At 55.2% G+C, this 24,706-nt stretch carries 25 protein-coding genes and 1 other RNA gene; 12 read left to right on the top strand and 14 right to left on the bottom strand.

Going from position 1 to position 24,706, the window contains the following annotated elements; all coding sequences use genetic code 11:
- Positions 1-52 precede the first annotated feature (52 nt).
- Positions 53-946, top strand: coding sequence for a LysR family transcriptional regulator (locus tag ACT3RT_RS13365; protein WP_496203112.1), 894 nt, complete (start codon positions 53-55; stop codon positions 944-946).
- Between the two features lie 93 nt (positions 947-1,039).
- Here ACT3RT_RS13365 and ACT3RT_RS13360 read toward each other — a convergent pair whose 3' ends face one another.
- Positions 1,040-1,735, bottom strand: coding sequence for a GntR family transcriptional regulator (locus ACT3RT_RS13360; protein WP_353502032.1), 696 nt, complete (start codon positions 1,733-1,735; stop codon positions 1,040-1,042).
- A gap of 216 nt (positions 1,736-1,951) precedes the next feature.
- On the opposite strand from ACT3RT_RS13360, the gene ACT3RT_RS13355 reads away from it, so the two are divergent.
- On the top strand, positions 1,952-2,572 hold the full coding sequence (locus ACT3RT_RS13355) for a hypothetical protein (RefSeq protein ID WP_496203111.1): 621 nt from the start codon (positions 1,952-1,954) through the stop codon (positions 2,570-2,572).
- 239 nt (positions 2,573-2,811) lie between these two features.
- The gene (locus ACT3RT_RS13350) at positions 2,812-3,018 is read left to right on the top strand and encodes a hypothetical protein (RefSeq protein WP_496200267.1); all 207 of its coding nucleotides are present in this window, start codon (positions 2,812-2,814) and stop codon (positions 3,016-3,018) included.
- 135 nt (positions 3,019-3,153) lie between these two features.
- On the opposite strand, the gene ACT3RT_RS13345 is transcribed toward ACT3RT_RS13350, so the two are convergent.
- Entirely contained in the window at positions 3,154-3,810 is a 657-nt protein-coding gene (locus tag ACT3RT_RS13345) for an SDR family oxidoreductase (protein ID WP_353502029.1), read from the bottom strand.
- Positions 3,811-3,961: 151 nt separating this feature from the next.
- Here ACT3RT_RS13345 and ACT3RT_RS13340 point away from each other — a divergent pair, with 151 nt between their 5' ends.
- The 3 genes from ACT3RT_RS13340 to ACT3RT_RS13330 all read left to right on the top strand — a co-directional run bounded on the left by ACT3RT_RS13340 (position 3,962) and on the right by ACT3RT_RS13330 (position 7,312).
- Positions 3,962-4,417 carry a MarR family winged helix-turn-helix transcriptional regulator gene (locus ACT3RT_RS13340; protein WP_353502028.1) on the top strand — a complete coding sequence of 152 codons (456 nt, stop codon included), beginning with the start codon at positions 3,962-3,964 and terminating at the stop codon, positions 4,415-4,417.
- A 202-nt stretch (positions 4,418-4,619) separates the two neighbouring features.
- Positions 4,620-6,257 carry an MFS transporter gene (locus ACT3RT_RS13335; protein WP_496203110.1) on the top strand — a complete coding sequence of 546 codons (1,638 nt, stop codon included), beginning with the start codon at positions 4,620-4,622 and terminating at the stop codon, positions 6,255-6,257.
- Positions 6,258-6,262: 5 nt separating this feature from the next.
- Positions 6,263-7,312, top strand: a complete 1,050-nt coding sequence (locus tag ACT3RT_RS13330; protein ID WP_396130709.1) for an HlyD family secretion protein — start codon at positions 6,263-6,265, stop codon at positions 7,310-7,312.
- On the opposite strand, the gene ACT3RT_RS13325 is transcribed toward ACT3RT_RS13330, so the two are convergent.
- From ACT3RT_RS13325 to ACT3RT_RS13305, 5 genes are all read right to left on the bottom strand, one after another.
- On the bottom strand, positions 7,309-7,986 hold the full coding sequence (locus ACT3RT_RS13325) for a methionine ABC transporter permease (RefSeq protein ID WP_236942770.1): 678 nt from the start codon (positions 7,984-7,986) through the stop codon (positions 7,309-7,311). The genes ACT3RT_RS13330 and ACT3RT_RS13325 overlap by 4 nt on opposite strands.
- On the bottom strand, positions 7,977-8,966 hold the full coding sequence (locus ACT3RT_RS13320; protein ID WP_496203109.1) for a methionine ABC transporter ATP-binding protein: 990 nt from the start codon (positions 8,964-8,966) through the stop codon (positions 7,977-7,979). Before ACT3RT_RS13320 ends, ACT3RT_RS13325 begins: the two co-directional genes overlap by 10 nt.
- On the bottom strand, positions 8,963-9,793 hold the full coding sequence (locus ACT3RT_RS13315) for a MetQ/NlpA family ABC transporter substrate-binding protein (protein WP_496203108.1): 831 nt from the start codon (positions 9,791-9,793) through the stop codon (positions 8,963-8,965). Before ACT3RT_RS13315 ends, ACT3RT_RS13320 begins: the two co-directional genes overlap by 4 nt.
- A 61-nt stretch (positions 9,794-9,854) precedes the next feature.
- On the bottom strand, positions 9,855-10,868 hold the full coding sequence (locus tag ACT3RT_RS13310; protein ID WP_496203107.1) for an isopenicillin N synthase family dioxygenase: 1,014 nt from the start codon (positions 10,866-10,868) through the stop codon (positions 9,855-9,857).
- 294 nt (positions 10,869-11,162) lie between these two features.
- Positions 11,163-12,041, bottom strand: a complete 879-nt coding sequence (locus ACT3RT_RS13305) for an NAD(P)-dependent oxidoreductase (RefSeq protein ID WP_353503968.1) — start codon at positions 12,039-12,041, stop codon at positions 11,163-11,165.
- Positions 12,042-12,334: 293 nt separating this feature from the next.
- Between ACT3RT_RS13305 and ACT3RT_RS13300 the strand changes: the two genes are divergently transcribed.
- Entirely contained in the window at positions 12,335-12,718 is a 384-nt protein-coding gene (locus ACT3RT_RS13300; RefSeq protein ID WP_353502023.1) for a YebF family protein, read from the top strand.
- Between the two features lie 209 nt (positions 12,719-12,927).
- Here the strand turns inward: ACT3RT_RS13300 and ACT3RT_RS13295 are convergent.
- Positions 12,928-13,043: non-coding RNA, RtT sRNA (locus tag ACT3RT_RS13295), on the bottom strand.
- Between the two features lie 596 nt (positions 13,044-13,639).
- On the opposite strand from ACT3RT_RS13295, the gene ACT3RT_RS13290 reads away from it, so the two are divergent.
- Positions 13,640-15,712: a TonB-dependent siderophore receptor gene (locus ACT3RT_RS13290; protein WP_353503967.1), complete on the top strand. Its 2,073-nt coding sequence runs from the start codon at positions 13,640-13,642 to the stop codon at positions 15,710-15,712.
- Positions 15,713-15,715: 3 nt separating this feature from the next.
- On the opposite strand, the gene ACT3RT_RS13285 is transcribed toward ACT3RT_RS13290, so the two are convergent.
- On the bottom strand, positions 15,716-16,045 hold the full coding sequence (locus ACT3RT_RS13285) for a hypothetical protein (RefSeq protein ID WP_353502022.1): 330 nt from the start codon (positions 16,043-16,045) through the stop codon (positions 15,716-15,718).
- 23 nt (positions 16,046-16,068) lie between these two features.
- Positions 16,069-17,184 carry an ABC transporter substrate-binding protein gene (locus ACT3RT_RS13280; protein ID WP_496203106.1) on the bottom strand — a complete coding sequence of 372 codons (1,116 nt, stop codon included), beginning with the start codon at positions 17,182-17,184 and terminating at the stop codon, positions 16,069-16,071.
- 194 nt (positions 17,185-17,378) lie between these two features.
- Between ACT3RT_RS13280 and ACT3RT_RS13275 the strand changes: the two genes are divergently transcribed.
- Positions 17,379-18,269: a LysR substrate-binding domain-containing protein gene (locus tag ACT3RT_RS13275; protein ID WP_496203105.1), complete on the top strand. Its 891-nt coding sequence runs from the start codon at positions 17,379-17,381 to the stop codon at positions 18,267-18,269.
- A gap of 22 nt (positions 18,270-18,291) precedes the next feature.
- Here ACT3RT_RS13275 and ACT3RT_RS13270 read toward each other — a convergent pair whose 3' ends face one another.
- Together ACT3RT_RS13270 and ACT3RT_RS13265 are read right to left on the bottom strand one after the other, a co-directional pair.
- On the bottom strand, positions 18,292-18,957 hold the full coding sequence (locus ACT3RT_RS13270; protein WP_496203104.1) for a peroxiredoxin-like family protein: 666 nt from the start codon (positions 18,955-18,957) through the stop codon (positions 18,292-18,294).
- Positions 18,958-19,103: 146 nt separating this feature from the next.
- The gene (locus tag ACT3RT_RS13265; RefSeq protein WP_496203103.1) at positions 19,104-19,655 is read right to left on the bottom strand and encodes a GNAT family N-acetyltransferase; all 552 of its coding nucleotides are present in this window, start codon (positions 19,653-19,655) and stop codon (positions 19,104-19,106) included.
- Positions 19,656-19,803: 148 nt separating this feature from the next.
- On the opposite strand from ACT3RT_RS13265, the gene ACT3RT_RS13260 reads away from it, so the two are divergent.
- Positions 19,804-20,070, top strand: a complete 267-nt coding sequence (locus ACT3RT_RS13260; protein ID WP_034790355.1) for a YjbD family protein — start codon at positions 19,804-19,806, stop codon at positions 20,068-20,070.
- A gap of 49 nt (positions 20,071-20,119) precedes the next feature.
- On the opposite strand, the gene ACT3RT_RS13255 is transcribed toward ACT3RT_RS13260, so the two are convergent.
- Positions 20,120-21,739, bottom strand: coding sequence for a rhodanese homology domain-containing protein (locus ACT3RT_RS13255; RefSeq protein ID WP_496203102.1), 1,620 nt, complete (start codon positions 21,737-21,739; stop codon positions 20,120-20,122).
- Positions 21,732-22,355, bottom strand: coding sequence for a cysteine dioxygenase family protein (locus tag ACT3RT_RS13250; protein WP_185687780.1), 624 nt, complete (start codon positions 22,353-22,355; stop codon positions 21,732-21,734). The genes ACT3RT_RS13255 and ACT3RT_RS13250 overlap by 8 nt, the downstream gene beginning before the upstream one ends.
- A 192-nt stretch (positions 22,356-22,547) precedes the next feature.
- Here ACT3RT_RS13250 and ACT3RT_RS13245 point away from each other — a divergent pair, with 192 nt between their 5' ends.
- Both ACT3RT_RS13245 and ACT3RT_RS13240 read left to right on the top strand, forming a co-directional pair.
- Positions 22,548-23,468 (top strand): LysR family transcriptional regulator, encoded by a 921-nt coding sequence (locus ACT3RT_RS13245; protein ID WP_496200276.1) that lies wholly within the window; start codon positions 22,548-22,550, stop codon positions 23,466-23,468.
- A 140-nt stretch (positions 23,469-23,608) separates the two neighbouring features.
- Positions 23,609-24,706 carry an LLM class flavin-dependent oxidoreductase gene (locus tag ACT3RT_RS13240; protein ID WP_353502016.1) on the top strand — a complete coding sequence of 366 codons (1,098 nt, stop codon included), beginning with the start codon at positions 23,609-23,611 and terminating at the stop codon, positions 24,704-24,706.

Here is a 24,706-nt window from a genome sequence, read left to right as displayed (position 1 = left end):
GGGTTACACTTACTCATCATGTATCTGCGCAATGTGCTGTCCGAGAGTAAAAATGATTGAAACCCGAGTGTTGAAGCAGTTCGTCACGGTGGCGGAAACTCTTAACTTCCACCGCGCCGCTGAGTTGCTGCATATGTCACAGCCGCCGTTGAGCGTGGCCGTGCGGCAGTTGGAGGAGAAGCTGGGCGTCAGGCTGTTGATTCGCGATCGCGGCGGTGTGGCACTGACCCCGGCGGGAACGGCCTTTTTGCACAGCGCGCGCGGCCTGCTGCAATCCCTCGACGCGCAGGTGAACCACGTGCGCAATGTGGCTCAGGGGCTGGCGGGAAAGCTGACCATTAGCTCGGTGTCTCTCGCGGCCTACCCCCAGTTGCTCAACGCCCTGCGGCAGTTCAGGCAAGACTATCCGCAGGTTGAGCTGGTGATTAAAGAGATGCCGTCGGCGATGCAAATTCAGGCAGTGCAACAGGGCGAGAGTGACTTAGCCTTTATCCGCCAGCCCGCCATGCAGTTGCGACACGGCCTGCTGACGCCCTTTCTGAGCGAAAAGATTGTCGTCGCCCTGCCTGCCGAGCATCCATTGGCGGCGCAGCGGGAGATTGATCTCGCCGCGCTGGCCGAGGAAGCCTTTGTCTTCACCCCGCCGCAGCTCGGCGAAGGCTACTACCAGCAGCTGATTCAGTTGTGTCAAAGCGCCGGTTTTTACCCGCGCATTGTGCAGCATGCCGCACAAATCAGCACCCTGATTGCGCTGGTTTCCTGCGGATTTGGGTTGGCGCTGGTACCTGAATCGGTAAGGGGGATTACCTTGAATGATAAAGTGCGGTTCTTGCCACTCAGTGAACCTACGCCGCAGGCCGAAGTCCCGCTGTTTATGCTACAGGCCGACACTCTGCCGGTTGCTGCGACGCTAGCGAATTTTCTGGCTTTGCTCGATAAGCCTTAACTCATTCGGAATTTATTATATTTCTGTTTTATTTTATCAACTTAGCTATCCATGATAAGGATAGCTAAAGTTAATTCTGGCTTTATCCTTAGTTCAAAGATCGGCCAGAGCCTGGCGCAAATTCACCTCACTCGACGAACTCTCTTCCAGCGCCAGCTGCTGCTCCAGCTCATCCAGATGCTCAATCATCACGGCGGCGGCCTGTTCGTTATCCCCCGCTTCCAGCGCGGTGATAATCGCCTGATGCTCGTCTGACTGGCAGGAAGGCACGTCGTTACGCTGGTAGAGCGCGACAATCAGCGAGCTGCGCACCATCAGATTATTGAGGATTTCGCTCAGCACTTCATTGCCACAAATCTCGCCCAGCATCAGGTGGAATTCGCTGAGTTCGCGCACGATGGCGCGGCGATCGCTAGAGTTAGTCGCTTCGCGCTCGCCCTTTAAGTGGCTGGCGATGCGGTGGCGATGGCGGCGCATCAAGTCAGGGGTAATGGTTTCGACAATGGCGCGTTCAATGGCGCGGCGGGCGGTGAACACTTCTCGCGCCTCTTTGGCGGTCGGCTGGGCCACCATGGCGCCACGATTGGGTTCAATCGTGACTATACGCTGCATCGCCAGACGCTGTAGTGCCACCTGGACGTGGTTACGGTTGGCATTCAGTGCCTCGACGATCTGGGCTTCTATCAGGCGAGCGCCGGGGCGCAATCGGTGTTGAGCAATGGCTTTGGAAAGGACGTCGACAATACGCTGAACTTCCAGCTGTTTTGCGGTAGTAGGTTGATTGCTCATTAAAACCGGATGCCTCGTGTTCTATTACTGACTGTGATCGCATGGTGCGGGTGAAAACCCAATACTCGCCGTAAAAAGGCACATATTGTCACCTCAGTTTATCATTGCAGCACGGTTTGCCCAGCAGATAATAGTTCTCATCCGTATCCTTTTCAGACTTTTCGTCGCGCCCGTAGCGAGGAGAAGATTCATTGAACAGAAACGGGAAAACTATAAATGAACCAAGTCATTTTGCGGCATGTCGTCAACTTTTTACTGCTCAGTGCAGGGGCTTTTCTTGTGGTCGGGGTGATCTATCTCGACGTGGCAATTTTCAAGAATCAACTGGGCGAAATTTCCGCCACGGAAATCTTGCAGGAAGCGGCGCTGCTGAGTACTTCCGCCCTGTTCTTCTTACAGGCTAAACACCACCCCGCGCTGCGCGGCGGAATGGTGCTTATTGGCGGATTCTTCGGCTGTATGTTTATTCGCGAACTGGACGCGCTGTTTGACCTGATCCACTTAGGGGCCTGGGTCTATTTCGCCAGTCTGCTCGCCGTGTACTGTGTGATTTGGGCGGCCATTACGCCAAAGACCAGCGTCCGCGGGCTGTCGGCGTTTCTCGCCCATCCGGCCTGTCACTATATTGTCTGCGGTCTGGTGCTGATTCTGGTGTTCTCACGGCTGTTCGGCATGAATGAAGTGTGGCGAGCGGTGATGCAGGATGACTATGTCCGCACGGTGAAAAACATCGTCGAGGAAGGAACAGAGTTTATGGGTTACGTGCTGTGTCTCGGCGCGGCCATCGCCTTCTTCCGCCGTCAGGAACCGTTGAAAACCTTAAGCGCCAACGCCTAGAACAGTGGGCTATTTCTCACATAAGCCACTGAGTTTGCTGTAATACCCCCTCCCAGCCTCCCCCTTAACAGGGGGAGGAGCGAAAAACCGTTTACTCGCCAATTCACTTCAAACGCTTTGTTAATCATTAAGCATCACTTAATAACAAATGATAATGGTTATCATTTTAGCATGAGCTAGGTGCTGCTAATTTATTGGCAAGGGGTTAATACGGTTGAATTAATGAGGGGGTTCTTGATATGGCTAATAACCGTTTCGGCAAAGATTTTTTTAAAAAAGCATTCGGTGATGCCTTTTATATTTTTTCAATCCCTTGCGTTGTTAACTATTTAACTACCAGCATTGACAATAACAATTATTACTTTTTATGGCTTATTTCTCTTTCTTTAGTTGTGGGCTTTGTCATCTCTTATTTTAAAATAAACATAGGGAATGATAAAAATTAGACCTTAAGCCAATGAAGTCTGCTCCCTCTCCTTTTTAAGGAGAGGGCTGGGGTGAGGTTTGTTCCATAATACAAAGAGTTAAACCACTCCTCATTCCAACCTTCTCCTCAGAGAGGAGAAGGCGTTAACCAAAAATTACTGACTCACCGCATCCCTAATTGGCGTTTCACCGCCGCGTAACTCCCACTGTTTGCCGATTGAACTTGGTGCCTGTAAGACGGCGGCGACCACCAATGCCACGTCTTCGCGGGTCACTTCACCGCGCCCGGCGTCTGGGGAGAGTGTGACCAGCCCAGTGGCCGGATCGTCAGTCAGCGGGCCAGGACGAATAATAGTCCAGTCGAGGCCGGTTTTTTTCAGCTCGATATCCGCGTCGCGTTTGGCTTCTATATAAGCTTTCCAAACCGGATCGGTGTCTGGCTTGATTGGGTTATCGACGCCAATCGCTGAGATTTGCACATAGCGGCGAACGCCTGCCAGATTGGCCGCCTCTGCCAGCAGTACCGACCCGGCGAAATCTACGGTGCGCTTACGCTCGGCGGAAGAGCCCCCGCCTGCGCCTGCCGCGAAGACCACCGCGTCAACATCTGCGCCCTGTAGGCAAGTTGCCAGCTGATCGGCGGTGGCGTTTTCAATATCTAACAGCACGGCTTCGGCACCCAGCTTCTTCATGGTGGGAACCTGCTCTTCTTTGCGAACGATACCTATAGCGCCCAGCCCTTGTGCGACCAGATGTTTGATAAGTAGCTGGCCAATTTGACCGTGTGCTCCGACTATTGCGACCTTGGTCATAAATACTCCCTTGGTGGTTTGCGTCATGTTTCACATGGAACATTAACTGTAGCACATAGACTTTTCACTGCGGGCTGGCTCCACGCCGAGGGGCCTTTCGTGCTATTCTCATGCACATTGTTATCCCATGACCTTTTGCCGAGAAGCTCCCGTGACCCGCTCAAACAGCCCTGAATCTCGCTCCCCAGCACTGCGTTTTTTACCTGAAACCATGCACGTCGGCCGCCAATTGCGCACTTACTGTGACGCGCGGTTTAAGACGATTGGGCTGACGCTGGCGCGTGGTCAGGTGTTGCTGCATCTCGAGGCCGCACAGGGGCGACTGCCGCAATCTGAGTTAACCACCCTGCTGGACGTCGAGCATCCCACGGCCATTCGCCTGATCGACAGCCTGCAGGCCCTGGGCTATCTACAGCGCAGTCCGGGCGAGCTGGATCGCCGCTCAAAAGACGTGGTGCTGACCGAAGCGGGCACCGCCCTCGCCAATGAAGTCCGCGTTATGACTGATGAAATCATCATGAACGTGATGCAGGAGATCCCCGAGGAAGAGGTGTCCGTGGCGCGCAAAGTGATGGCCAGCATTAGCGCCAAGCTGGCGGCTATGTAGTCAGCTTTGACAGCTTGCGGTTATCTGACAGTTTGAACCATTCATATTTCAGCTATTCACACTTGTAAATATCCACAAATTGAATAATTCAGCTAGACACATCTGTGACTTCTGTTTACATTATTTTAAACATGTAGCTTGATACATATTAGCCGGGTAATCACTCGACTGAGGCAGAAGTTAAGAGGTTTAGCCCAGCATCATGACAGCCGTTTCTTCCCCAACCCCGCAAAATGCCCCAGCCTCGCCCCACCATCCTTTCGCTGAACAGGTGAGCCAATGGCTTAGCCAATACCCGCGCTGGCGCATCATGGTGTATGCCATGGCCTCTTTTATTATCGGCATGACGCAGGGGCTGGGCATTAATCTGGTCGCCTCCAATCTGCCGGGCATTCAAGGCTCGTTGGGAATTACCGCCACGGAAAGTTACTGGCTGGTTGCCGCCTATACCGCGACCAGCATTAGCGGGACGCTGCTGCTGTACAAGGTTCGCACCCAGTTTGGTATTCGCCGCTTCGGGGAATATGGCCTGCTGTTTTTCGCCGCCGTCTCTCTGGCGCAGGTTTTCACCCATGATTTTCAAACTGCCGTGGCGGTTCGCGCCGTGATGGGCTTTGCCATGGCTTCTCTCGGCCCGCTGGCGATTTTCTATATGTTTGAAATCTTTCCACCGGCCAAAAAACTGACTGCCGGTTTGTGCCTGGGGCTGGCGGGGAGCCAAATCGCCTTGCCGATTTCGCGCATTATCTCCCCCTATTTACTGGACCTCGGGCACTGGCATCAACTGGCATTTTTGGAGTCAGGGCTGGCGCTGATCTGTCTGGCCATCATCTGGGTTTTGCCATTGACCCACCCGCCGCGAGTCAAGGTTTTCGAGCGTATCGACTGGCTGAGTTACCCGCTGATTGGTATCGCCATTGCCTGTATTTCAGTGGTGCTGACCATGGGGCGTTACTACTGGTGGTTTGAAAAACCCTGGCTGGGCGAAGTGCTCGTGGTCGGCATCGTGACCTTAACGCTGGCCTTTATGGTGGAGTTAAAACGTAAAAATCCCATTATCGATTTACGCTGGCTGATGACCCCGGAAATGCTGATGTTTACCGGCTCAATGCTGTTTGTCCGTATGCTACTGAGTGAACAAACCACCGGCATGGTGGGCTTTCTGACGCTGGTTGGCCTGCAAAATGACCAGCTGATCACTCTATTTTGGGTGGTGCTGGTGATGACTTTTGCCGGACTGGTGTTTATCAGCATCATTCATAAGTCCGAGCGCATTGTTTACATCCACCTGTTTGCCATGTTGCTGATCGCCGGCGGTGCATGGATGGACGCCCACTCGACCATTGATACCCATCCCGAACAGTTCTATCTCAGTCAGGGCATGATTGCCTTCGCGGGAGCGATTTTCCTGCCGACCGCCCTGTGGCTGGGATTTGTTCGCGCCTTACAATTCGGCCATAGCCAGATCATCAGCTTTATTCTGGTGTTCCTCAGCACGCAGAACATTGGTGCTCAACTAGGCAGCGCCTTTCTCGGCACTATCCAGATCCTGCGCGAGAAATTCCATTCCAGCGTGATGACCGACAGCATCCAGCTGCAAAATCCGCTGATTGCCGAACGCGTGGCGCACTACCGCCAGGCGCTGAAAGCCGCCCTTGGCGATGATGTCCAGTTACAGGCCCAGAGCCTTGCGCGCCTTAGCCAAAGTGCTACCCAGCAGGCCGGGATTTTGGCCTACAACGATGTGTTTATGGTGGTGTTTTATATGGCGCTGGGCTGCTTCGCCGTGCTGTTGCTGCATCGCTGGGTGGCCAGTTTTTACTCTAAAGAGAACTCGTAAAATCCATGAAGAATATTTTCCGCTATCCGTCGATTTTGGTTGTGCTGTGTCTGGGCATCGTTGGCGTTTTTGTCGTGCTCTACAGCTGGCAGCTTTTCCCCTTCACCTCAAAGGTGGAAACCACCGATAACGCCTATGTGCGCGGCAACGTGACCCTTATCAGCCCGCAGGTTTCAGGCTATATCACGGCGGCAAAGGTGCAGGATTTTATGGCGGTGAAACAGGGGCAAGTGCTGTTCAGCATTGACGACAGCACCTATCGGCAGGAGCTGTTACAGGCCGAAGCTGCCGAGGCCCAGCAGCAGGTGGCGCTGGATAACTTTGGGCAAAATCGCGGCTCGGCGGAGGCCAGCCTGCAACTGGCGCAGGCTGAGTTACAAAGTGCGCAGGCCGCCGCCAACAAAGCGGCGCAAGATTCTCGGCGCAATGCCCCGCTGCTCACCAGCGGCGTGGTGTCTAAAACCACCGGGGACGAAGTGCAGGCCGCGCTGCTCAAGGCGCAGGCCGACGTGGCGAAGGCCAAGGCCTCGGTGAACATTGCTCGCCAGGAGCTGGGATTGATTGATGCCGGTAAAGCCTCGTTGCAGGCCGCATTAAAGTCGGCTCAGGCTAAAGTGGCGGTGGCGCGTATCAACTTACAACACACGCAGATTGTGGCCCCCACTGACGGCCAGCTGGGTGAAGTCAGCGCGCGGGTCGGCCAGTATGTCTCGGCAGGCAGCCTGTTGACCTCCGTCACCCCGGAGCATGTGTGGGTCAATGCTAATTTCAAGGAGCGCCAGCTGGCGGAGATGCGGGTCGGCATGCCGGTGAGTTTTACCGTCGATGCCTTAAAGGATCGGCAATTCAAAGGCCATATTGCCTATATTGCTCCGGCGACAGGTTCTGAATTCAGCGTATTGAAGGCCGATAACGCCACCGGTAATTTCACCAAAATCTCCCAGCGAATTACCGTCAGAGTGGCGATTGATGACAACCAGCCCGGCGGCAATCAGCTGCGGCCGGGCATGTCGACGGTGGTGAATATTGATACTGCGGTGCAGGCGCGCGATTAGCGGCGGTGAGCCAGCGAGCGCACGATCCGGTCGCCGAGCATTTGGATGATTTGTACCATCAGCACCAATATGACGATGGTGGCGACCATCACCTGATTGTTAAAACGCTGGTAGCCGTAGCGAATGGCTAAGTCCCCTAGCCCGCCGCCGCCGATCACTCCAGCCATAGATGAGAAACCAATCAGCATCACGATAGTCAGCGTCACCCCCGCCAGCAGCGCGGGGAGCGCCTCGGGCAACAGCACGGTAAAAATCACATAACGCAGCCCGCCGCCCATCGCCTGAATGGCTTCAATCCGGCCTTTATCCACTTCATCCAAGGCATTTTCGACAATGCGCGCAAAGAACGGAATAGCGCCAAGAGTAATAGGCACTACCGCCGCCGTACTGCCCAGCGTCGTGCCCACCACCCAGCGCGTTAGCGGGATAAGGGCAATCAGCAGCACCACAAACGGCAGCGAACGGCCAATATTGACGATGGTGCCCAGCACCGCGCTGAGTTTTGGCGACGGCGTTAACCCCTGGCGGCGGGTAATAAACAGCAGCACGCCCAGCGGCAGGCCAACCAGCAGGGTAAAAAGTGTCGCTAATGCCACCATGTACAGAGTTTCTCCGGTGGCGTTGAGCACTAAATCATAGAGGTCATCCCACGCCATGCTGTTTCTTACACCCATTCGGCTTTTACTCCACGTTGGTTGAGGAACAGCATCACTTCACTCAAATCTACCCCGCCGGTTGGCGGCTGGAAGCCGACGCGCAAACGCCCGACTCTCTGCCCGGCAATCGACTCCACGCCGCCGCCAAACAGGGTCACACCGACGCCGTGCTGCTGGGCCAGCGAGCTGAGCACCGGCGACGCCAGCAGGGTGTCATAGAAAGTGAGTTCGGCGACCGGCAACAGCGGATTTGGCGCGGCTTCGGGCAGCCCGCAGTCCGGCATCAGCGCCTTGCCGAGTAGCGATTGCGGGTCAGCCAGCAGTTGAGAAATGGCACCCGACTCCAGTACTTTTCCTCCTGAGAGCAGCGCGGCGTGGTCACAGATGGATTTCACCACATTCAGCTCGTGGGTGATCATCACAATGGTCAGCCCGAGCTGCTTATTGATGCTGCGCAGCAGCGTGAGGATGGAGTCCGTGGTTTCCGGGTCCAATGCGCTGGTTGCTTCATCGGACAACAAATAGTTTGGCCGTGCCGCCAAGGCGCGGGCGATGCCCACGCGCTGCTTCTGACCGCCGGAGAGCTGTGACGGGAAAGCCTGCGCTTTGTCGCTAAGTCCGACTAAATCGAGCAATTCCGCCACGCGCTTTTTGCGTTCAGCGCGACCCACGCCGGCGATTTGCAGCGGCACCGCCACGTTGTCGCTGACGTTACGGGCGTGCAGCAGATTGAAGTTCTGGAAAATCATGCCAATACGCTGGCGCTGGCGGCGCAGATCGGCGTCATTCAGGGTAGTCAGGTCATGGCCATCCACAAGAATACGGCCCGAATCGGGCCGCTCAAGTAAATTCAGGCAACGGATCAGGGTGCTTTTCCCCGCGCCGCTGCGGCCAATAATGCCGAACACTGCCCCGTCGTTGATGGTCAGGGAGACGTCCTGTAGCGCGGCGACGCCCTGTCCGGCGTACTGTTTGGTCAGATGTTCGGCGACTATCATGATTTATCGCCTGCCGCCGCCACTGGGATCACTGAACCGCTGTACTTATCAGCGATAAACTTCGCCACCTCTGGCGATTCGAGATCTTTCGCCAACTGCTTGATACGCGGGTCAGAAGCCAGTTTCTCGGTGGTCACCAGAATGTTGGCGTAAGGGTTGCCTTGGGCTTTCTCCAGGCCCAGCGCGTCTTTCGCCGGGCTGAGGCCCGCTTCAAGGGCGTAGTTACCGTTAATCACCGCCAGGTCGACATCATCCAGCGAGCGCGGGATTTGCGGTGACTCGATTTCGAGGATTTTTAGGTGCTTCGGGTTATCGGCGATGTCTTTTGGCGTGGCCTGATCTTTCGCCGGATCGTTAAAGCCCGGTTTCAGAGTGATCAGACCCTGATCGCGCAGTAAATAGAGCGCGCGGCTGAGGTTAGTCACGTTATTCGGCACGGCGACCTTAGCGTTGTCCGGCACATCCTTGAAGCTCTTGTATTTGCTGGAATAAATCCCCAAGGGCTCAATGTGCACGGTGGCGGCCACGGCAAACTTCACTCCCAGCGCCTGCTCTTGCGAATGCAAATAAGGCACGTGCTGGAAATAGTTGGCATCGACATCGCCGTGGGCCAGCAGCTCGTTGGAGTTCACCCCGTTGGTGATTTCGATGATTTTCAGATCCAGACTCGGATCGATTTTTTTCACATACGCCAGGATTTCAGCGTGCGGAATCGGGTCCGCCGCCACGCGCAGTGGCTCAGCGGCAAAGGCAGAAACTGACGCGACCAATAATGCTGCCGCAGAAATACGTGTGACCAATGTTTTAATAACCAGAGTTTTGAGCATGTTGTGACCCTTATTGTTATTGATGGTGTGTAGAAAATTTCGATCCGTTTGAAAGCAAAAATCAGGCAGTGGCCGCCAAAATGTCAGCATAAAAACGCTGGGCCACGTCAGGGTGCGAACGCAGACGCCCCTTGAGGTAGTTGAAACCGACGTCGCGGAACAGCGGATTCAGCGGATCGCTGGCCGGGCCGCGCGCATCCTTGGCTAACTCAGCCGGGAGCGGGAACAGCGGCACCACGGCGTCGAGCTGCGCGCCAAGAAAGAAGGCCAATGACAGGCGATCTTGACCCGACGGCGGAGAAACTACGCGGTGAACCGTGGCGCGCAGATAGCCATTGGTAGCCAGCTCAAGCAGTTCGCCGATATTTACAACCAGCGTATCTTCAATCGGCAAGGCATCTACCCACTGGCCTTCTTCCACTTCCACCTGAAGTCCGCGCTGGTGGTCTTGCAGCAGAAAGCTGAGGAAGCCGGAGTCTTTGTGCGCGCCGACGCCCTGTCCGCTTTGGCCTGCGCTGTGGCCCGGATAGCGAATCAGTTTGATATGTTCGTTAGGCTTCTCACCGTACAGCGGATCGAAGGTTTTCTCCGGCAGGTGCAGCGCTAGCGCGAAGGCGCGCAGCAGACGCAGCGACATCTGGGTCATCTCTTTTTGCCAGCGCAGCAGCAGCGGACGCAGCTCCGGCAAGGATGCCGGCCACTGATTCGGCCCCTGCAATCTGGCCCAACCCGGCGTCTTGGCATCTATGCTCAGCGCGGGGCGTTCGGCCCCCAAGTCAAACTGTTCACGCCAGTCAGGCTGGCCGCGAGTGATCTCCGACGCCGCACGGTTATAGCCGCGAAAATGCGGGGAGTTGATCATGCCGACGGCCAGTTTTTGCTCTTCCGGCAGGGCAAAGAAGTCGCGCGCAGCTTGCTGGACGTTGCTTAATAACTGTTTATCGATGCCGTGGCCTTTTAAATAAAAGAAGCCAATATCGCGCGCGGCGTGGCGCAACTGAGCGAGGAATTTTTCGCGAGATCCCCCAGATTCGTCGAATTGGGAAAAATCAATTAATGGAATAGTGCTCATCATTTTCTCCGATATAGCGGGTTGTAATAACGCTAACACCGGCGATGTTGCTGGCTCTAATATTTAAAAAGTCTAAGTTATGACCTGAATTTATTGCATGATAAATCACCACCTAACCGAAAGTGAATGGTGGTTATCTCTATGAATCTACGTAGTATTTTATTTTCAGTGATATGAAAAATTTAACTTAAGCCGGGCGGCGGGAGAGGTTTTGCATTTAATTGCTAAAGGGGAATGCCCCCTCTTCTATTTAAGTCGAGGGGGCGGCGAGTTTTATAACTCAATAATTAATCAATATTATTTCTTATCGCCTAAATAACGGTAAACCACGCTGAGGTCTTGCTCGCCATATCCGGCATCCACCGCGTTTTGCCATGTTTGACTAATGCTTTTCATCAGCGGCAATTGCAATTTTTCACCGGCTTTCAGCGCCAGATTAATATCTTTTAATGCCCAAGTGAGATGCATCTGCGGGGTGTAATCGCCGCTTTTGAACATGTCCATTTTCATTTTAATATAAGGTGCCGCCAGCGGGCCGCCTTCCAGCACGTTCCACAGGTCATCGGTGGTAAAACCAAACTCGTCGGCCAGCTGGGCGCTCTCGGCGATGCCTTCCATCATGGAGATAAGCCAGGCGTTAATCACCAGTTTCATTTTGGAGGCGCGCCCGGCTTCGCCCAGCCATTTCACCCCTTTGGAAATGGCAGCAAATACCGGTTCAACTGCCGGACCGGCTTCACGGTCGCCACTGGCAAGCACCACGATTTGCGCGTTTTCCGCCGGGGTTTTGGTGCCAGATACCGGCGCATCGAAGAACACCGCGTCAGGGCGCTGCTGTTTAACCAGCGCCATCAGAGCTTCATTCGCCTCCACGCCAATGGTACCCATTTGGGCAATAATGCCACCCTGCTTCAAGCCTGCCAGCAGGCCGTCATCACCAGAAAACACTGACTGGGTGGTTGGGCCATCGGCCAGCATGGCGATAACTACATCCACACCCTCGACGGTTTCGCGCACGGTTTTGCCCTGCTTGGCGCCGGCCTTCACCAGCGCTTCGCCGCGCGAGGCGGTACGGTTCCAAACGTGAGTTTCAAAGCCATTTTTCAGCAGGTTAGCCGCAAACGCGTGGCCCATCGCGCCCAGACCCAGTACGGCTACAGAGGGTTTCTGACTCATCATTCTTTCTCCTGATAATGTGAAACAAGATCACGCTTGTGGTGATCGCAATGAAAAAAATGCTAGCACTGCCCCGTAGCCCAAAGCTCACAGGTTCTGTAACGGAATGCGTCAAATAACGTCTTGGGTGAGGTTATTTCCTGCCCGGCGAGACAATCTTGGCAACAAAAAAGGGTCCCAGCACTGGGCGTTCTATCGTAACATGCCCGGTTGTGACGTTATGATTTACATCGGATTATGAACGTAGTCTATAAATCGCATGATATCTATGCACAGACTGCTCAGGAGAGAACGTGGTAGGAAATAAAAGCAAAGTGGTGTTAATCGGCATGATTTCAGCCGTGTTTATTATCATGGTGGTGATGCTCGGCACGGTATACCTGTACCCAATGTGGATGCAGCGCACCACGCCAGAAGCCTGTAAAGACATCACCGCGCAGAACGCCATTGACAGCGTAACCCGCGATTTTATGCAAAACCGCATCCCGAACTGGGGCAACGATAAAGACTATATCGGCACCGCCGTGCCTGTTCTGTCGTTTGTCAGCGATAATGTGAAGGATGAGAAAGGCACTTACCGCGTACCCTTCACGGCTAAAGGCGCGAGCGGCGAGCTGAAGTATGTGGGGCATTTTAACTGCACGAATCATTACATTAAGTATGAGAGCGTAGATTGAGTTTGGGCTTGCAGCCCAATCCCGCAAATTCAAATTCAAAACCGTGGGCGTCGGCCCACACCGACCAGGGGGCGGCTTATCGCCACCGCCCCCTGGACCCCCAGGCTCTTTCACTGCGCGCTTCGCTGGTTGGGCGGACGTGTTTCAGCTACTCCTGTTCTCCACCGCCCTCCCTATCAATAAAGAATGTCGCCGCTTAGGCGGTGCCTTCGCTGCGGGATTACTCGGCCTCTGGCCTCGCCCTTCGGGTCGTTGCTTTGCAACGCAGTCTCGCTTCGCTCGGCTCGAGCCTTGGGTCTTGAACCTCTTGCTAAGCGCCATTTTTGACTGCGGTTTTGAGGCATCTAGACCGTGCCGTTTCAGTGAGAACTCTGTTCAGTTCCTTCCCTAACTAGGGGAGTGAGCAAGTTCAAACCGAACCAAAAACTATATGAAACGGTACGGTGTAAATGCTAGTAGGTCGCGTTCAGAAGTGACGCCGAGCAAGAGGTGGAAAACCGCGAGTCTTTTTTCGCGGGTTGGAATCCCGCAGTGAGGGAACCGCCTAAGCGGCGGCACTTCGCGACGAACTCTGTGGTTGCTGAAACATGTTCATTCCAACCCTGCGCAGCCTCGATCTACCAGCAGCAAAAAACGCAGGATTCCAAAGGGTTTCGTTCAAAACCCTTTGGGCCAGTGTGGGCGGCGAGCCCACGGTTTTGACCTTAAGGCCGGTGTGGCGGCAGCGCACGGTTTTGACCTTAAGGGTCGCAACCCCAAGCCCCCCGTCAACACGCCTCTTCACAACATTTTCCTGATGCACATCACACAAATGTTAATTAGAATGCAAACCGTTATCATTTGCATTTCAGGGAAAATCACGTGTCTACTCATAAAAAGAACCACTTCGCTACAAGCGGGTTTAAAAAATCCGTACTAGCGCTGGCTGTATTGCACTGCTCTCCACTGCTGGCGGCGACTGACAGCGCTGCGCCAAAAGAGGATACCCTTACCGTCACCGCCGATAACCCGGCCTACTCCACGAACTACAGTACCAGCGAGGCTTCTGTTGCTGGCAAAAGCAAAACGCCAATCAACGATATTCCGCAGTCGGTAAGCGTCGTCACGCCGTCGATGATTAATGATTACCAAATCACTTCGCTGGACGAGGCGATGAAATTCGTCAGCGGTGTGGCGCAGGGCAACACGTTGGGGGGAATTGAAGACGGGTTTGTTAAACGCGGATTTGGCTCTAACAGCGATGGCTCAATCTTCCTCGACGGCGTGCGCAGCAATCAGGGGCTGGGATTTAACGCCACCACCGACCATGTCGAAGTGCTGAAAGGCTCAGCCTCCCTGCTCTACGGCATCCAAAACCCCGGCGGGATCATTAACGTGGTGAGCAAAAAGCCACAATATGACTGGAACACGCGCCTCAGCGGCAGCACCGGTGGATTTGGGGGAGGAACGGGCGGGATTGATGTCACTGGCCCGTTGGGCAACGGCTTTGCTTTCCGCATGATTGCCGAGCGCCAGTCGGAAGACTACTGGCGAAACTTCGGCAAAGACCAGCATAGCCTGCTGGCCCCTTCCCTGAGCTGGTATGGCGAAAAAGCCAGTTTCAATATCAGCTATCAGCAGTACAAATATGATATCCCTTATGACCGTGGCACCGCCTTTATTAACGGCAAGCCGCTGGATATCCCCTATGAGCGCCGTCTGGATGAACTCGCTAACCACGCCTGGGGCACCAACAAACGGCTGAACACTACGTGGGAATATGAGTTGAATTCCGACTGGAAAACGCGCCTAACCTACGGCTGGATGCAGCGCCGCTACGACAGTAACGAAGTTCGCGCCACCGCCGTCAATGTGGATACCGGCATTGTGTCGCGCCGCGCCGACGCCAACCGGGGCTTCAACCATCAAACGGATTACACCGCGTGGGACTGGATTGGCACCCCGGAAATTTTCGGCATGACCCATGACGTGCTGTTCGGGGTGGATTACGAGAAGGACGAAACCTACAAACAGTACTCCTATCGCGGCAAAGGCAATAATCCGCTGAACATGTACGACCCGGCGTATGGCGTTGAACCTATCACCAACGCCAGCACCTACAGCGACGCGCAGAGCAACCTGCGCAACACTTTGTTTAACAAATCGGTCTACGTCAAAGACAGTATCCATCTGACAGACCAGTGGATCGGCGTGCTCGGCGGGCGCTATCAGCATTACAACCAGAAAGCCTCCAGCGGCTTTATCAATCCGACCGAAACGCTGGATAACAGCGATAACAAATTCCTGCCGCAGCTGGGGCTGGTGTATAAGCTGACCGACGATTTATCCTTCTACGGCAGCTACAGCCGCTCCTTCACTCCGTCGACCGACACCGACGATGACGGCAATGTCGCCCAGCCGGAAACTGGCACGACCTATGAAGTCGGCACCAAATGGCAGGTGTCACCTCGGGTTGACGCTACGCTGGCGCTGTACCGTATTGATGAAAAAGACATGTCGGTGTTTATCAACGGCGTGACGCGCAGCATTCCGAAAGCGCGTTCTAGCGGCGTGGAGCTGGAAGTGAATGGCGAAGTGGCAAAGGACTGGAACCTGAGCGCCAACTACAGCTATGACAAAACGGAGATCACCGAAGATATTAACTCGGCCAACGTAGGCAACCGTCTGGTGAACGCGCCGACGCAAATGGGCGGGCTGTATTTGAGCCACACCCTGCGCTGGGTGCCGTTACAAGGGGATGTGCGGGTGGGCGGCGGTGCGCGCTACGTGGGCAGCCGCGCGGGTGATCCGGAAAACAGCTTCACTATGCCGTCTTATACCGTGGCGGATGCGTTTGTCGCTTGGGATACCCCGCTGTTGGGTAAACATACTCAACTTAAGCTGAACGTTAATAACCTGTTTAATAAGGAATATTACACGTCCAGCGCGGGGAATTTACGGGTTATCGAGGGCGAACCGCGCAACGTGGTGCTGTCCGCGGTGGTCGATTTCTAAAGATTATTTCTTCTTAGTTGCTGCAATTAAGGTGTCAGCGTTAGTGATGTGTACTTTATGTTCGCCAGTGCGCTCATAAAGACAGAGTTTTCGCTCACGCTGCACCTTATTGTTTTTGCTCGGAATAGTTCCTTCCAACAACAGCGCCGAACCGACGTTGTCCTCAAAAAGCACGATATCTCCCAAGGGTTTCACATTCTTCAACCCGCTGGCTTTGATGCAGGCGGCTTTGACATCGGCGTCATGCTGCGCCCAGGCATCCGAGCTTGAGGCCAAAGCCTGAGTTGAGAGTAAAAGTGCGCCAGTCAACAGCACCAATGATAAAGACTTCATAGTAACTCCTTGTAAATTAACTTCTACTTAGCCGGAAGCTGGCTCCAGTAGGTGCCGCTAAACGGGATCGGCAAGAACTGATCATAGATCGCTTTGACGGTTTTTTGTGGGTCTATGTCAGCAAACAGTTGCGGATAGAGCGTTTTGGCGAACACTTCCACATCGACCATATGATAAGGGCTAAGGTAGAAATTATGCCAGACGCTGTAAGCGCGGCCATTTTTGACTGCTTGTAAATTGGCAAGCAGCGGCTGCTGGTCCATCACCTGCCGGAAGCTGCTTTCGGCCTGCTCCTGCGACACCAAAGGCCCGAGCTGGATATTCCCTTGCGACTTGCCGTCCGGCGTGCCCATTCCGGTACTGATATAGACATCAGGATTTGCGGCGATCACCGCTTCCGGGTTCATCTGACCATAAACGCTTTTAAAAATTCCTCCGGCAATATTGTCGCCACCGGCGAAGGCCAGCAAATCAGCCAGATTGCCATGTGAAACCGTGGTGCAGCAGGTCTGGCGGCGGCCAAGCTGGAGCTGCAACATCACCGTGGCTTTTTTGCCGTGATACCCCGCGATGCGCTCTTTAATCCGGTTCATATGCTGCTGGTAGAAGGCGATAAAACGCGCCGCTTTCTGCGGGTTGTTCAGCACGTCACCCAGCAGTTTGATGCTCGGAATGGTGTTGTTGAGCTGGTCGATGCGCAGATCGACGTAAATCACCGGAATGCCTGCCTGCGTCAGGCGGCCAAGCATTTGGTCTTCGTCAGTCGGCGTTTTGGCGTAGCGCGGCAAAATCACCAAGTCAGGCTTTAGCGCAATCACTTTTTCCGCGTTGAACTGAGTGAAGTTGTTTTTGCCCATTTGTGAAATTTGGGCGATTTGCGGGAAGGCTTTGACATACAGCTGCCAGCTTTGCGGGTCAAGATTCTGCATATCCCCCGGCCAGCCGATAATATTTTTAGCCGGATTGCCATCCTCGACCAGCGCCAGCGTATAGAGCATGCGGCTTTCCCCCACCACGATGCGCTGCGGGTTGTCGGGCACTTCTACAGTTCGGTTAGAGATATCTACAACAGTTTTAGCACTGGCCAGCGCGGGGGCTAACAGGCTGGCAAGCAACAACATTCGGCAGGTGATACGCATAACATCTCGGGATCAAATGGGCAGGGAAAAGATGATAATGATTATCGTTAAATTCCGCAATTGACTCTCATCTGGGGGCATTTCCGGCATTTATTCCTGTGAGGAATAAATGCTATTGCGCCCCGCTGGCTTGTGCTGGTATTAAGGTGCGGTAACTCTATTCCCCGGCATGTGAACTGAAGGACAGCGGCGCAGTGGACAGATTAATTGAGATGGAAACCTACATTCGCGTGGTTGAAGCGGGGTCATTTTCTATGGCGGCCAAGCAGCTCAATCTTGGGCAACCGGCGATATCCAAAACCATTGCCCGACTGGAAGAGCGGCTGGGCGTTCGCCTGTTGTTGCGCTCGACCCGAGGGCTAACACCCAGCGACGTCGGCCAGCGATTTTACGAACACGCCAAGCGCGCGGTGATAGAAGCCGACGAGGCCGAACAGGCAGTGCGTGATGCCTCTGCCGGGCTGTCTGGCACTCTGCGCGTTAGCGCGGCGGTGACTTTCGCGCGTATGCACATCCTGCCAAAGCTACCCGGTTTTCTAGAGCAGCACCCCGATTTGAATATCGATCTGCGCCTGAGTGACAGCAACATTGATTTGATTGTCGAAGGGATGGACGTCGCACTGCGAATGGGCGCGTTGCAGGATTCTGGCATGACCGCGCGACGCATCGCGCAAAGTCCGCGCCGGGTGGTGGGTACTTCTACCTATTTCGCTCGCGCCGGAGTTCCGCAAACCCCGCAGGAACTCAGCCAGCATCAGGCCATTATCTATTCACAACGCGGCGGTGGCGAAAACTGGCGTTTTCGTCTGAGAGATCAAGAAGTTGAAGTGACACTTTCGGGGCGAGTGCGAGTTAGCGCCGCCGAGGGCATGCGCACTACCCTGCTGGCTCATCTCGGCTTGGCGGTGACGTCAGAATGGATGTTCTCGCCGGAATTGGCTCAGGGAGAGGTGCAGGCCGTGTTGAGCGACTGGCAGTTGCCGCCGGTTGATCTGTGGGCGGTTTTCCCCTCGGGCAGACTGGTTTCCGCCAAGGCCCGCGCCTTTGTAGCTTTCGTCGAAAGCGTGTTAAACCCGCCCGACTAAACCGACTCCGGCGCGAGTTATATTAGTTGGCAACCTGCTTAAGGACCGGCAGAAGCTCGCTTGGATCCGGGCGCTGGGTGTAATCCGGGTTCACCTCGGCATACAGCACCACGCCGTCTTGCCCAATGACGTAGCGCGCGGGCATCGGCAGCGTCCAGCTCGGATCATCATTGATCAGTGGCAGATCGTTTTTCAGATTGGCGTAAAGCTCAATCAAGTAGTCCGGCAGGCGGAAACGCAGGCCAAATGCCGCAGCAATCTCGCCGTTAACGTCGCTCAAAACGGGGAAACTCAGCTGGTTATTACGCACCGCTTTGCGGCTATTGGGCTGTGTCTGCGGCGAAATCGCCACCACGCTACCATTCAGCGCCTGAATCTCTGGCAGCACCTCATTGATAGCCTGTAACTCCATATTGCAATACGGGCACCAAGCCCCGCGATAGAAGGTCACAACCAGCGGGCCTTTGGCCAGTAATTCGGCAGAGGAAATGGGCTGGTTATTTTCATCCTGCAATAAGAAAGCAGGAGCGCGATCGCCAACCTTAACTGCCCTTTCCGCTTGCCCGCTGGCAATCAGTTCCGCCGTCGCCCGCGCCATAATCGGGTGAATTTCCGGCGGCGCGTTGTAAGGCGGTATTCCGGCAAGAAAATCTGCTTTAAAGGCATCGAGTTTGTCTTGAAGTGACATGGTGTATCTCCAGTGATAACGAGTTCGAATCAACAAGATTCGTCTGAAGGAGATACTCAGCGATTGCGGCAAGGCGAGGTAGACGCCCGCGGTGAATAAAACCTATTCTTCGCAGGCATGTATGAGTAGAAGGCGCCGTTGGCGATTTACGAATTCGAGGTGGGAAGGGTCACATCGCCCTCCCCTAATTCCAGCTGAAGCAGCACGGTGTCCACCCAGCGACCATGCTTAAAGCCGACGCTTTTTAATGTACCGATGGTCTGGAATCCCAGCGATTGATGCAGGCCAATAGACCCTAAATTCTCGCTATTGCCGACGTTGGCAATCATCTGTCGCCAGCCGCCCTCGGTGGCGCGGCGGATAGCTTCCTGCATCAGCCTTTTACCAATGCCCAGCCCCTGTTGCCCTTCGGCGATATAGACCGAACTTTCACAGGTAAAACGGTAAGCATAGCGCGGGCGATAAGGTGCCAGATAGCAGTAACCCAAAACCTGCTTATCCCGTTTGGCGACCAGATAGCACATATTTTGGCTGAGCACTTTTTCGCGGCGAGTGAGCATTTCGTCAAGCGTCGGCGGCTCAGTTTCAAAAGAGGCAATGCCATGGATCACGTGGTGAGCGTAAATCGCCTGAACCTGAACCATGTCGGCTATGGTTGCATCATGCAGAGTGATGGTATCGCGCATTAAAACAGACATGTTTTGTTCTCTCAGAAGCTAACATTTTCATTGTTAAACAAAAGAATATGCCTGCAGTGACGAATTGGATAATAAGTAAATCTTATAGATGAAAGGGGCCGAAAAGGCGCTACACTGAAGGTCACTTTCCTCACACGGATGCAGCACAATGAAAAGACTTACCCAGCAAGATATGACGGAAAGCGAACAGCGCGAACTTAAAACGCTGCTTGACCAGAGCCGTAAAGCTCAAGGTCGTGATCTGACCAATTCAGAAACCAACCGCATCAAAGACAATTACATTGATAAATTGATGGAAGAGAAAGAGAAAGTTGCCGCTAAAGCGCGCGCCGAGAAGCGTCGTCTGAAAGCTGTACCCAGCTCGACGGCAACCTACGACTGGACCGCCAGAACGCATCCACGCGGCCGTCGTTGATTGACATTTTGTTTACAGGGCTCAGTGATTGAGCCCTGATTCTTCCCCGCTAAGCCTGTAATAATTTAAAGCCGTGAGTCCCGTCCTTCTCCAACTGCGCCACTAAACCATACTCCCAGTCCAGATAATCCTGCATCGCCTGCGGGCTGACGTCGGTGCCCTCATAGGGGCGACGGTAGCGATCTTGCGCATTCACAATCCACACAGAGTCGCCGTGCTCCAGCGGCAGGCCCGCGTCAATCCAGCCCACCGTGCCTTTTTGCAATAAATAGGCGGGAGAGCCAGTGAGCGCCGCCACTTCGGTGACAGCGTAACGTGCTAACAGCCCGCTGGTGCAGGTGACTACCCAGCGTGACACCGCCGGATGGCGGCGAACCGCCTGAGCGATATTGGCGCGAGTGGTCCACAACGCGCCCGGAATGCGGCGATTGCGGAAGTTGGCGCTGGTTGTCAGGTCAATCACGCCCGTACTCCCCTCCTCCAGCCACTGCTGTAGCTGGGCGGGCAGCACTTCTTCGACAGCCGGAGCCGCCGCCGTTTTCGCCTGCCAGTGACCCTGCTCGGTGAAATCCGCCGCCGGGGCGTCAAGCACCGCCACCTCCCAGTTCATCTGTGCCAGCCAAGAGGCCGCCAGCTCGGCGCGCACCTGCTGATCATCGGTCAGCACAATCCTTGCGCCGCGCACGCTGGCGTAGTGGTCAGTTTCTTGCACTAATTGCCCGCCGGGCACGTGGCGCGCGCCGGGAAAATGCCCCGCCGCGTACTCTTCAGCCGTGCGCACGTCGAACAGATACAGCGTGCGGGAACTGTCTTGCTGCCATTCGGCCAGCGTTTCGGCTGAAATGTATTTCACCCCGGCGCGACGGGCTACGTTTTGGGCACTCTCTGCCGCCGCCTGTTTTGAAGAGAAACTCAGCGGCGGGAAGCTGGCCTGCTGCTGATGTGCCAAAGTCTGCCCTGCCAGCGTCCAGCCGATAGTGCCGTTGCGCAGCGCTGCTACCGGATTGGGAATGCCCGCGTTGATCAGCGACTGGGTACCAATAATGCTGCGGGTGCGCCCGGCGCAGTTGATAATCACCTGCGTTTGCGGGTTCGGCACTGCGTCGCGCAGGCGCAGCACCAGCTCGCCGCCCGGCACGCTGACGCCGTCAGGAATGCTCATGGTGTTGAATTCATCGAAACGGCGGACATCCAAAATTGCGATGTCAGCCCCTTGCTGTTGCAGCGCCTGCACCTGCTCGGCGCTGAACGATGGCGTGTGGTAATGGTGTTCAACCCACTCGCCGAAGGCTTTACCCGGCGCATTCACATCAATAAAAATTTCGCCGCCCGCTTCGCGCCAGCCTGCCAAATCCCCGGCCAGCAGCGCGATGTCGCGATAGCCCAGCGCCTTGAAGGTCGCGATGGCGCGGGTGGTTTTGCGAATGCCCTGCTCTTCGTCCCAAAACTCGCCATTGTCATACAAGGTGATGGGCGTGTTGCGGCGCGGCAGGCGATCCAATGCTTCAATCTCGAGTTTGGACAGTGGCAGATTGACGGCAAACAGCGGATGCCCGGTGGCAAAGGCGGCCTCTTCGCGCAAATCGATCAGAGCAACTTCTTGTTGATTGAGCAGCGCGTCGCGCAGTTCGGCGAAATGACGTAAAGGCGTGGACGAAGTTTTAGTCATGTTGTTTCTCTTTCAATAGATGTTGCTCTTTCGACAGGTCCCAGAGGTTGGGCAATGTGCGATTGGAGTAACCGGAGATGAAGGTTTTTTGCTGGCCGTCCGGCAGGTAAACCGCGCGTGACACCGCGCCAATGTTGCCGCCATAGACGTGAATACTGACCGAAACCCGATCGCTGAAAGCATTGCTGACCTGATGAATATCTAACTCGGATGGCGAGATCTTCTCGACCGATCCCGGCGTTAATCGCACCGGCTGGCCTTCTGCGACCAGCTCACCCAGCCCGTTTCGTACATAGTTTTGGCTGATCTCTTCTCCGCGCAGCATGCCAATCAGCCCCCAGACGCGGTGATCGTGGATTGGCGTCACCTGCCCCGGTCCCCAGACAAAGCTCACCACCGAAAAGCGCGACAGCGGATCGGCATACAGAAGATATTGCTGATAATGGTCGGGATGCGGCACGGCAAATTCATCATCCAGCCAGACGTCATTGGCGACCAACTGGCCCAGAAGTTCCGCGCCCTGAGCCAACACTTCCTGCTCCCCGTGCGGCTCGCTCACCAGTCTAGTGAGTGACGCCAAAAACTCGCGTAGCGGCGCGTAATGTCGAGTTGTCATAATTGCCCCTTAAGATAAGCCCTTTTTGCAGGCTAGCACCGCCGCTGACCAAGCAAAATTCATTTTATGGATAAGCTAATATGCAAATCACACATAAAAATGTGCGATGAGTGCCGACTTAGGCGCCCGATTTGCTTTATGCTGGACTGATTGTCGTCTGCCAAGACGCGACTTAAAGGGACTGCTCCACCTATGAAAATTGAAGATCTGACGGCATTCGTCGCAGTGATCCGTCTGCAATCTACTCGCCTCGCCGCCGAGGAATTAGGGCTGACCCAGCCCGCCATCACCCGCCGGGTGCAAAACTTCGAAGAGTCTCTGGGCATCGCGCTGCTTAATCGCCAGACCAAACCTCTCAAGCCGACATTAATGGGTAAACGCGTCTTCCAGCAGTGCCGCAACATTCTTCGTGAAGTAGAAGCCCTGAGCGATTTGGTGGCGGCGGATCACCCGCCGTCTGGCCTGCTGCGACTGGCCGTGCCGCAAAGTTTGAGTGAGACCAGCCTGCTGCCGGCGCTGAAAATGTTGTCTTCCGACTTCCCGCAGGTGCAGCCGCGCCTCTCCAGCGGCTGGGGTGAAGAGCTATTGCTCCGAGTTCAGCGCCAAGAGCTGGAAGCCGCAGTGGTGCTGTTCCCCGCCAGTAAGCAGTTCCCTTCCGGCTTGGAAAGTCAGGCGTTAGGTTCGGTGGATTTAGTGGTGGTTGGGCCGAATGACCCCAAGGTGCCGCCGCTGCGCAAACTGGAAGAAGGCTATCAGCGTGGCTGGATTTTGAATCCGGAAGGTTGTGGTTTTCGCGCCGCGCTGCAACGCGCCCTGACGGAACAGGGGTTGCCGCTGCTGCTGAATCTCGAGGCGTTTGGCGTCACCTTGCAGCTGTCGCTGATTGCCGAAGGTCGCGGATTAGGGCTGATGCCTCGCGCCTTGGTCGAGCGCCACGCCCTGCGTCCGCAGCTGCAAATTTACAGTTTGCAGGACTTCGCGCCGCGCAGCCAGCTGTGGCTGGTGTACCCGAACGTGCCCGCCAGCCAAATTCCGGCCATTGACGCCTTCGCGGCGGCCATCGCCCAAGGGCTGGATCTCGCCCCTCTGGCTGTCGATCAGCCGCAGGCATAATGTTCAAACTCTTTAATGCACAATTTTTATATTAACTTATGATAAAAATTAATTTCTAACATAGTAAAAGGCTGTCTAAGGTAATACGCTCCTGCCATCGCCTATGCGCTGGCAACTTATGCAACCAGGAGTGACAGCCCATGAGCGTGCAATTCATTGGTATGATCGGCCATCGTTTGGCCTCCGAAATAATTCCCGCGACGGGGCCAATATTCGATAAGAAATATATCGCCGACTTCGCCAAAGCCCACGAGGACGCGGGTTTCGACCGCATTCTGGTGGCTTACGCCTCCGACCAACCTGATGCCTTTTTAGTCACCGCGCACGCGGGAGCTAACACTTCCCGCATTCACTTCCTGTTAGCCCATCGCCCCGGGTTCGTAGCCCCGACACTTGCGGCGCGAAAGCTGGCGACCCTCGATCACCTGCTCGACGGCCGTTTAGCGGTGCATATCATCAGCGGCGGCAGCGATGCCGAGCAGCGCCGCGACGGCGACTTTGTGCCGAAGTCCGGCCGTTACGCACGCACCGACGAGTATATCGATGTGCTGAAAAACGAGTGGTATTCGGTCAAAGGCTTTGACCATCACGGGGAGTTTTATCAGGCGGAAAACGCCTTCTCGGCCATCAAACCTTTCAATCAGCATTTGCCGGTGTTCTTCGGCGGTTCTTCGGAAGACGCCATCCGCGTGGCGGGCAAGCAGGCCGATGTGTTTGCCCTGTGGGGCGAGCCGCTGGCCAGCGCAGCCGAAACGGTACAGGCGGTGAAAGCCTCCGCCGCGCGCCATCAGCGCGAGATTGAATTCAGCATCTCCTTCCGCCCTATTCTCGGCCGTACCGAAGAAGAAGCCTGGGCCAAGGCCGAAACTATTCGCGAAAAAGCCGCCGCGCTGATTGCCCGCAATGGCCAGTCTCAGGCGCCAAAACCGCAAAGCGTCGGCGCCGAGCGGCTGCTCAACGCCGTGGCTCAGGGGGATCGCCTCGACGAGCGTCTATGGACCGGCATTGCCGGGCTGATTGGCGGCGGTTCAAACTCCACCGCGCTGGTCGGTACGCCGGAGCAAGTTTCCGACGCGCTGCTGAAATATTACGATTTAGGGATCCACACCTTCTTAATTCGCGGCTTCGACCCACTCAACGACGCAGTGGAATATGGCAAAGAGCTGATCCCGCTGACGCGCAAAAAAATCGCCGCACGTTTGGCTCAAAAACACCCTCAACACGAATCGACGGTATAA

Origin of the sequence: Ewingella sp. AOP9-I1-14 (assembly GCF_052375995.1) — a bacterium.
GTDB classification, from domain to species: Bacteria; Pseudomonadota; Gammaproteobacteria; order Enterobacterales; family Enterobacteriaceae; genus Ewingella; species Ewingella allii.
Note: the sequence above shows the minus strand (reverse complement) of the source record. Positions and strands in the feature narration are given on the sequence as shown.